The sequence below is a fragment of the Aeromonas sp. s9 genome (assembly GCF_040907765.1).
In the GTDB taxonomy this organism is placed as follows: Bacteria; Pseudomonadota; Gammaproteobacteria; order Enterobacterales; family Aeromonadaceae; genus Aeromonas; species Aeromonas caviae.
This window is the reverse complement of record NZ_JBFOCK010000035.1, coordinates 1-8,865: the sequence shown is the minus strand read 5'-3', so window position 1 is coordinate 8,865 and position 8,865 is coordinate 1. Positions and strand designations below refer to the sequence as shown.

Annotated in this window: 8 protein-coding genes and 1 rRNA gene; 2 read left to right on the top strand and 7 right to left on the bottom strand. The window is 59.4% G+C overall.

The features are described from left to right. Positions 1 to 14: 14 nt before the first annotated feature. From AB5Y54_RS06580 to AB5Y54_RS06560, 5 genes are all read right to left on the bottom strand, one after another. Positions 15 to 1,052, bottom strand: coding sequence for an IS630-like element ISAeme16 family transposase (locus tag AB5Y54_RS06580; protein WP_041206064.1), 1,038 nt, complete (start codon positions 1,050 to 1,052; stop codon positions 15 to 17). Positions 1,053 to 1,164: 112 nt separating this feature from the next. Beyond that, entirely contained in the window at positions 1,165 to 2,358 is a 1,194-nt protein-coding gene (locus AB5Y54_RS06575; RefSeq protein ID WP_368153394.1) for an ABC transporter permease, read from the bottom strand. After that, on the bottom strand, positions 2,355 to 3,491 hold the full coding sequence (locus AB5Y54_RS06570; RefSeq protein ID WP_043156045.1) for an ABC transporter permease: 1,137 nt from the start codon (positions 3,489 to 3,491) through the stop codon (positions 2,355 to 2,357). The genes AB5Y54_RS06575 and AB5Y54_RS06570 overlap by 4 nt, the downstream gene beginning before the upstream one ends. After that, a complete protein-coding gene (locus AB5Y54_RS06565; RefSeq protein ID WP_080767988.1) occupies positions 3,491 to 4,495 on the bottom strand; it encodes an HlyD family secretion protein in 1,005 nt (334 codons plus the stop codon). The genes AB5Y54_RS06570 and AB5Y54_RS06565 overlap by 1 nt, the downstream gene beginning before the upstream one ends. 73 nt (positions 4,496 to 4,568) lie before the next feature. After that, positions 4,569 to 5,975: a TolC family protein gene (locus AB5Y54_RS06560; RefSeq protein WP_052815573.1), complete on the bottom strand. Its 1,407-nt coding sequence runs from the start codon at positions 5,973 to 5,975 to the stop codon at positions 4,569 to 4,571. Positions 5,976 to 6,265: 290 nt separating this feature from the next. On the opposite strand from AB5Y54_RS06560, the gene dusB reads away from it, so the two are divergent. Both dusB and fis read left to right on the top strand, forming a co-directional pair. Then, positions 6,266 to 7,231, top strand: coding sequence for a tRNA dihydrouridine synthase DusB (gene dusB, locus AB5Y54_RS06555; RefSeq protein ID WP_010675552.1), 966 nt, complete (start codon positions 6,266 to 6,268; stop codon positions 7,229 to 7,231). A 25-nt stretch (positions 7,232 to 7,256) separates the two neighbouring features. Beyond that, positions 7,257 to 7,553 carry a DNA-binding transcriptional regulator Fis gene (gene fis / locus AB5Y54_RS06550; RefSeq protein ID WP_005309538.1) on the top strand — a complete coding sequence of 99 codons (297 nt, stop codon included), beginning with the start codon at positions 7,257 to 7,259 and terminating at the stop codon, positions 7,551 to 7,553. Positions 7,554 to 7,635: 82 nt separating this feature from the next. Here fis and AB5Y54_RS06545 read toward each other — a convergent pair whose 3' ends face one another. Together AB5Y54_RS06545 and rrf are read right to left on the bottom strand one after the other, a co-directional pair. Next, on the bottom strand, positions 7,636 to 8,268 hold the full coding sequence (locus AB5Y54_RS06545) for a LysE family translocator (protein WP_368153393.1): 633 nt from the start codon (positions 8,266 to 8,268) through the stop codon (positions 7,636 to 7,638). Between the two features lie 297 nt (positions 8,269 to 8,565). Further along, positions 8,566 to 8,680, bottom strand: a 5S ribosomal RNA gene (rrf, locus tag AB5Y54_RS06540). Positions 8,681 to 8,865: the final 185 nt, after the last annotated feature.

Here is an 8,865-nt window from a genome sequence, read left to right as displayed (position 1 = left end):
CTAAATAGCTGATCCTAATTTCGCTCCAGTTGCATAAGCCCATGTCCATTACCGGGGAACGGGGCGGCATGATCCAGGAAGTAGAACACGCGACGTAATAACTCACCCAATGTGCGGCATTGGTGGTTCCGGGTGATCGTTTCATGGAGGGCATGCCACAGCCGCTCAATCTGGTTCACCCATGGCGAATACACCGGCTGAAAAAGCACGATGAACTTCGGATTTTTTGCCAGCCATCGCTGTGCTTTTTTGCTCTTGTGGATGATGTAGTTATCCAGGATCAGCGTGATGCTCTTGGCGCGCCGATAAGTCCGCTTTAGTGTTTGGAGCAGTGACAAGAACAAGTCCGTGTCTTTGCTATCGCTCGCCACATAGGTCACGTTACCTGTTCCGGCATGCAGGGCGCCAGCGAGGTAATGTTTGCGATTCTGGCCCGGAGTTGCCACTTTCTTCTGCTTCCCTCGCATCATCCAGTCCGCCCCCAGCTTGGGATTTAGGTGGATATCCACCTCATCTTCATAGAACACGGGATGGTCCGCACTGCAGCGTCCCAAGGCCTCATTGATAGCGGCCATTTTCCGCTCTTTATGGGGATCGCGGATGTGCAAAGTGGGCGCGGCCCGGCGCCAGACAATCCCTAGCCTGGGCAGCCATCGCCGTATTGTTGAAGCATGCAATGTCAGGCGCCAACTCCGTTTGAGTTCAAGCGCCATCAGTTCGGTACTCCAACGCGAGCGCTGATATCCGAGCTCCTGTGGAGACAACTGGATCAACAGCTGTAATAGACCCGAGATGTGAGCAAATGGCAGCACCGGCTTGCGCCCCCGAGGCTCGCTTTCAAGCCCCTCCAGACCGTACAAGGTGTACCAGTTCACCCAGCGATTGATCGATGACCGGGCGGCGGCTGTGAGCCGAGAAACAGCCGAGACACTGTGCCCGTCAGCAAGGAGCAAGATGGCGTTGAGCCTCCGGCAGAGATCTTTATCTTTGGTCCGGTGCATCTTGTTGATGATCCGGCGTCGCTCATCATGGTCGGGGAGTGTTAGTATCATTTCGGGCTCGGCTCGTTTGTCGTTTGATTGGTTTGGCGATTAATCAGATCGCACAAACGACGCCGAGTTCCCTTCTTTCCCGGATAAGTGATCTACATTTCGGAACGGTTATTTAGTCGGTGGAAGACGCTGTCGCCCCATCATCCGGCCCCGTTGCAGGGCACGGTTGACGCCAGCGGAGCAACCAGCACGCCAGAGCGCCATACAACAGTGCAAGCCCCCACAACTGCCACCAGTAGCGGGAGACCTGGGCAAAGTCGGCCCCCATCTGATTGAGGCGCAGGAATCCCTCTATGGCCGGCGTGCTCGGCGCCCACTGGGCCAGCCAGTTGAGGGGTGCCGTGATGAGCTCAAGGGGCCAGATAAAGCCGGCCAGGAAGACCAGCGGCAAAGAGGAGACAAGCACCACCTGGGTCGGTAGATCACGGCGGGTGAACAGGGCGCCGAGCACGATCCCGAGCCAGGTGGTGGCCAACAGGAACGGCAGGGTAAAGAGCCAGAGTTCGCCGGGTACAGCGGTGCGGGCAATACCGTAGTGATCGAAGCAGAAGCCGAAGAAGTAGGTCACCGGAAGGACGAAAAGAGCCCCCACCACCAGGGTGCGGGCCAGCAACAAGGCCGGCACGGGGGCATGTTGCCAGTAGCCTGACTCGCCACGGCGGCTGCGCTGGTTCTGGGTCGCCCCCAGGATGCCGGTCCCCATCAGCAACACCTGATGCAGGATCAGCACGAATACCGCAGGCACCACGTAGTTCACATAGCCCATGGTGGAGTTGAATACCGGCAGCACATTGAGGGCCACCGCGTTCCAGCCCATGGCGGCCTGGGGCAGCGCCTCGCCCTGGCTCAGCAGCCTGGCCACCTTCACCTGGGCGGCGAGCGTGCCCCCCGCCTGGGCCAGCCCTTCGGCAATGGTGCCATAGACCAGGAAGTAGGAGGCATCCCCGGCATAACCCAGGGTCACGCTCCTGCCCAGCATCAGATCCCGATAGAAGTGGCGGGGAATGTGCAAGATGCCGCTCGCCTTGCCGGTCAGCATCATCTGGCGGGCCTCGTCGAGCGAACCGGCACGGGCCACCAGTTTCACCTGCGCCGTGGCATCGGCCATAAACTCCAGCTGGCGGGAGAGCTGGCTGCCATCCTCGTTGACCACCACCACGGGCTCTTCCCTGGGCAATTGGTGCAGGTAGGGCTGGGGGTAGAGGAAGGAGTAGAAGAAGACGCCGCCAAACAGGGTCAACATGATGGCGCGATCCGCCAAGAGGGTGCGCAGCTCAAGGCGCACCAGATCCCAGAATCCCATCATGGCCTGGACTCCTCATGGGGCAGGGCCGCGCCCGACGGCGTCCGGTAGCGGTGTACCACCAGCAGCAGGGGCAGCAGAAACAGCAGCAGGGCCCCGAGCTGGGGCAGGGCCGCCGTCAACGGTTGACCGTAGTTGGTTTGCCCGATTTGCAGCTCCACATAGTGGGAGATGGGCAGCAGGCTGCGCCAGAACTGGGCCACATCCCCCATGGCGCTGACCGGAAAGGTGACCCCCATAAAGGCGAAACCGGGAGCCGTGTAAGCCCCCGCCAGCGACAGAGCGCGCGCCGGATCCCGGATGATGGCGTAGAAGAAGGCCCCCATGGTGACGCAAGCGGCCGACGCCAGTCCCAGCCCCGCCGTCAGCACCAGCCAACTGCCTTGCATGGGGTACCCAAGCCCCTTGAACAGCAGCAGACTCCACGCCAGACCCCACCCCCAGCCGATGAGCACGTGGGGTAGCAGGGTACGCCAGAGGCCGAACCAGACCCCTCTGGTGGTCCAGTCCAACCCGAGGCGATCGGTGCGGGCCAGGGCGTTCAGGCCATAGAGCACCACCAGGATCTGCCACACCGCAGGCAGCAGGGCGCTCAGCAGAAACTGGGCGTAGCTGGAATTGATGTTGTAGAGCGCGGTAACCTGGCTCGCAATGGGTACGGATTGTCCCAGGGCACCGGGCAGCGTCTTGCCGTCGGCCATGGCCGAGAGCACGCCCACCTGGCCATTAAGAGTTCCCACCACCTGGGCCAGTGCGGAGTTGACCAGCTTGGCAATCAGGATGAACTGGCCATTGTTGAACACGGTCACCCTGGGTTGGGTCCCCTCGCGGGCATCCCGCTCCAGGTGATGGGGGATCACCACCAGGGCATAGATGTCTCCCCCACGCAGCGCCCTGGCCCCCTCGTCGATGGCGTCAAACTGCTGCGCTATCTTGAGCCCGGCGGAGCCATCGAGAGAGAGCGCCAGTTGTCGGGAGAGGGTGCTGCGATCCAGATCCACCAGACCGACCTTGAGATCCCGCGCCAGGCCGGCTGAAAAGATCCAGCACAGGATCCCTATCAGCACCAAGGGGACCCAGCTCGCCAGCGCCCGGCCGAACGGGTCCTGCCAGAGCAACCGCCATTCGCGCCCCATCAGAGCTCGACCAGCACGCTCATGCCGACCCGCAGCCCGTCAACCGGCTGCAAGGGGCGCGCTTCCACCTGGAAGCTTTTCATGTCGAACCCCTGGCGGGTGTCGGTGGCACGCCAGGTGGCGAAATCCCCCATCACGGCCACATGGGTCACCTTGAAGCGCACCAGCTGATCCCCCAGGCCGGGAATACGGGCATCAAACTCGGTACCGACCGGGAACCTTGGCAAGAGGTCCTCACGGACATGGAACTGGGCCCAGGCATCCTTCATGTCGAGCAAGGTCACCACAGGGAAGCCCTGGGGAGCCAGCTCGCCACTACGCAACAGCACCTGGGCAACTTCCCCCTCGTGGGGGCTGGCGATGCGGGTATCGGCCAGATAGGCTTCCACTTCCGCCACTCCGCCAGCCGCCATCTTGGCCTGCTCGCGGGCCGCTATCTTGGTCTCTTCCCGCGCCCCTTCCAGTGCCATCTGGTATTGCTGCCAGGCCATGCCCTCGCTGTACTTCGCCGCCTGCCAGGCCGTCCAGGCCTCGTCACGCTTTTGCAGCGACATCACGCCATCCCGATGCAGGCTGGCAATGCGCTCGTAGGTTTTGCCATGAAGCAGGGCAGCCGCCTTGGCCTGTTGCCACTGATCCTTGGCGGCCGCGATCTGCTGCACTCGCGCCCCCTTCTCGGCCTCTTCGGCCATGGCACCCGCCGCGGCCTGCCCGGCCTTGGCCTGACTCAGCTTGGCCTCGATCTCCGGGCTCGCCAGAGTGAACGCCAGTTGGCCCCTGGCCAGTTGATCCCCCTTCTTCACCAGCACCTCGTCGATGCGGCCCGCCACCTTGGAAGAAACCGAATATTGCTGCGCCTCTATCTGCCCCTGCAGACGCACCGGCTCCGGCTGATAGGCCAGCCAGAAGCGCCAGCCAAGCCAGAGCACAAGCAATACCAGCGCCAGTGGCAGCAGCCAGGGCTTGCCCTGGCTCATCTTCTTCTTGATGGGGGGATGACTCATGAATTCACCTCGGCAAACGGGCGACCCTTGACGGTCGAAACGGACATGAATAACGGAGTGGAAGAGCGCGCGATCATGAGTTCACCTCGATCGCCTGGCCATGCTGATACTGGTTGAAACTGTTCATCTGACCGGAGAGTGCCAACAGGCGGGCTAGAGAGATCACGTATTGATAGGCGGCGGCGGCGCGCTGGGTCTTGACCCCGGCAAGCTGGGTCTGGGCATCGACCACATCGAGGGAAGTGGAGAGCCCCTGACCGAATGCCTTGTCACGCAACCGCACGTTCTCCTCGGCCAGCGCCTGGGTCGAGGAGAGAGAGTGATACTCTTCCAGTCCCTGGGCAGCCTCGCGCCAGGTCTTCTCGACCAGCAGCTCCAGATCCTGGCGGGTCTTGGCTTGCAGCAGGTTGACCTGGAGTTCGGCGCTCTTGGCTGCCTGGACTGTCTCGGAGCGGCCATCACGACTCACCAGCGGCATGCTGACCCCGACACCAACCAGCCAGTCCGGTGTGGTCTTGGAGACAATGGAATCATCTTCATAGAGGTTGTAGTTGCCGAACAGGAAGAGCTCGGGGGCGTATTTGCCCTTCTCCAGCTTGATCATCCCCTGGGCCTGCTCCTTCTTGGCCGTCAACAGCTTGAGACCGGGATGCACCGACAGGGTCTCCTCCACGAAGGGAGACAAGGCTGGCATCCCTTCGTTGATGAAGAGGGCGGTATTGGGCTCAGCCTGCTTGAGCTTGAGCATGTGGCCGAGCGCTAGCTGGGCGATCTCCAGGCTGCGCCTGGCCTTCTGGGTATCGATACGTGCCCTGTCATAGGCAGACTGGGCCGAAAGGCGCTCCACCTTGGCGATCTGCCCCTGGGCTTCGAGCTTCTTGGCATGATCCAGATGGTGTGCCAGTCCCTGCTCGATCTCCTGCTTGGTCTGCACCACCTGCGCCGCCAGCACCACCCCGAAGTAGGTCTGGGAGAGGCTCTCGAAGGTGGACTGCTGTTTGAGCACCAGCAACTGCTCAGCCTCGCTCACTTGGGCCTGACGAATATCCTGGGCCGCATCGATGCGCCCGCCGGTAAAGAGCGGCCATAGCATCTTGACCGAACTGGTCACCACGTTCTGCTTGGTGAGGGGGGTGACGAAATCGCTCGGGCTGAGGTTGAGTGCCTGCATCACAGGCCCCAGCACCTTGCCGAATTCCGGATGATTGGCGATGGGGTTGAGATCCAGCATGTCCAGCTCCATCGGCTGATCGAGATGGGTATAGCTGGCCCCCACATCCACCTTGGGCAGGTACATGGCCTTGGCCGCCTCCCGCAGTTGCTGGGCCCGCTCCACCCCGGCCTGCTCTGCCGCCAAGCCGTCATCCTGCTGGATGACCCGGCTCCAGGCCTCGGTAAAGCTGACCGTCTGCGCCTGAGCCGACCCCAGCACGATACCCAGCAGGCATGGGCAGAGCGACTTGATGAACTTTACCGTCATACATCCCCGATCCGTTTGTAATGAAATTGTGTAGAGTCTTTGCTCAATTCAGGCCCGCTATCATAGCCTAAACCGGCTTGAGAGGGAGACTCACAAATCACCATCTCCCTCACTCGCGCCCTCCTGACCATGGTCACAGACAATATGTCCGATTTTCAAGCACTCCTGAATTTGCAAGCCTTGGCGCGACGTTTTTTTCAGAAAAAAATGGCTGACGCTCAAATACTAACCTTTTCTCCTGACTAAAAAATGCGTAATATACGCCGCCCTAAGCCGATGGTAACCGTGGAATGCAGATAGGTCCCCACACGCTTGAAACTCCCCTGATCGTGGCCCCCATGGCCGGTGTAACAGACCGACCATTTCGTGAACTTTGTTTACGTTTGGGAGCCGGTATGGCCGTTTCCGAGATGCTGCTGGCCAACCCGGATGTCTGGGATACCCAGAAAACCCGGATGAGAATGGATCACTCTGCTGAAGGCGGCTTGCGATCGGTCCAGATTGCCGGTGCCGACCCCGAGATGATGGCGTTTGCTGCCCGCTACAACGTGGAGCAGGGCGCTCAGATCGTCGACATCAACATGGGATGTCCGGCAAAAAAAGTGAATAAGAAGCTGGCAGGTTCCGCCCTGCTGCGTCAGCCAGACCTGGTCAGATCCATCTGCCGGGCCGTGGTGGATGCGGTGGAAGTACCTGTCACCTTGAAGATCCGCACAGGATGGGATCCGGATAACCGCAATGGCGAGGAGATCGCCCGAATCGCCGAAGATTGCGGTATCGCGGCCCTTGCCGTGCATGGTCGTACCCGTGCCTGCCTCTACAAGGGCGAAGCGGAGTACGACACTATCAGGGCGATTAAGCAGGCCGTATCGATTCCTGTTGTCGCCAATGGCGACATCGATAGCCCGGAGAAAGCCCGGTATGTCCTCGACTATACCGGTGTCGACGCCGTGATGATCGGCCGTGCTGCGCAAGGACGACCCTGGATTTTCCGGGAAATCCGCCATTTTCTTGAAACGGGCACCAAGCTGCCGCCTCCCGACAGGGAAGAGGTTCGCACCCTGATGAACGAGCATGTCACCAATCTGCACCAGTTTTACGGTGCCTATCTGGGAGCGCGCATTGCCCGTAAACACGTGGGCTGGTATCTGGATGAAGAAGAGGCGGGCCGAGAATTCCGTAAGCACTTCAATGCCCTGGATTGTGCAGACGCACAACTCGAGGCACTCGAAGCGTATTTCGATGGATTAGGTTAACGCATAACTAAAGAGCCGACCGAATATGTTCGAACAAACCCTGACTTCTGATGCATTGGTAACAACTACTCACAATCACGCTGCCGAGCCGACCCAACGCCCCCTGCGTGACTCTGTGCAACAGGCCCTGCGTAACTACCTGGCCCAGTTGAACGGTCAGGAAGTGATTGATCTGTACGATATGGTTCTCTCCGAAGTCGAAGCTCCCATGCTGGACGTGATCATGCAGTACACCCGTGGCAACCAGACTCGCGCCGCCGTGATGATGGGCATCAACCGCGGCACCCTGCGCAAGAAACTCAAGCGTTACGGCATGAACTGATCCCGGTCATTCTGCTGCAGTGCAGACGAAGGCGTATCCCAGCGATGGGATACGCCTTTTTCTATGCCCGGTGTTTACCTGCTCACTCCACCGCCAGCTTGATACCAAGCCCCACGAACAGCCCCCCCATCACACGATTCAGCCAGGTGGCCACCCGGGTGGGTAGTCGCACCTTGCGGCTTGCAAACGCGGTGGAAAACGCCAGCAGATGGCACCAGATCATGCCGTTGAGATTGAAGATGCAGCCCAGCACGATGAATGCCATCGCCTTTTGCGGTGAAGCGGGATCGATGAACTGGGGCACAAAAGCGAGAAAAAAGAGCGCCACCTTGGGATTGAGGACATTGGTGAGCAACCCCTGCCGGAAGATGCGCCCATAAGAGAGCGCAGGCAGCGCCACAGCCCCATCCACAGACGTTGAAGTGCCACTCCTCTGCCAGAGCATGGACACACCGAGATAGACCAGATAGAGCGCCCCCATCAGCTTGATGACGGCAAACAGCTCGGCGGAGGCACTCAACAGGGCAGACAGTCCCAGCGCCGCCGCCAACACATGCACCATGGTACCTGTCCCGATACCCCATGCCGCCATGGACCCTGCACGCCAGCCCTGGGAGCCGCTGCGCAGCATTATGAGCAGGGAGTCAGGCCCAGGCATCATGTTCAACAGCAGGCCAGAAACGACAAACAACGCCAGATCGTGGATCCCCAACATAGACAGCTCCTTGTACATGAAAGAAACAGTCTATGGATCCTGAAGTACTTGTCACTCCCGTTTCCGGCGATAGTGATTATCAAGGAAGGGAATAGCGTTTGAGCCGGAGATACTTGACGCTCAACCTGGTGAGAAAGAGAGATTGAGCCGTTTGAAAGGCAGTGATACTGGCTGAATAGCAATGTTTACCGATTTAATAAACTGTATTTTTAGCATTATCCAGACTTATTATCTAAAAAATAAATTTCAGGCAATAAAAAAACCCCGCTCGAGTGAGCGGGGTTTCTTGTATTGGGTGCCTGGCAGTGTCCTACTCTCGCATGGCGAATGCCACACTACCATCGGCGCTACAGCGTTTCACTTCTGAGTTCGGCATGGGGTCAGGTGGTTCCACTGCGCTATTGCCGCCAGGCAAATTCTTCAATCTTGGAAAGCTGACGTGAATAACAACTTTGCTAGTTGCTTGTCATTATCACTGAATTAGGTAAGTAGTCTCACACTTGCTACAAGGCCAGAAACACTTCTTGGGTGTTGTATGGTTAAGCCTCACGGGTAATTAGTATGGGTTAGCTCAACGTATCGCTACGCTTACACACC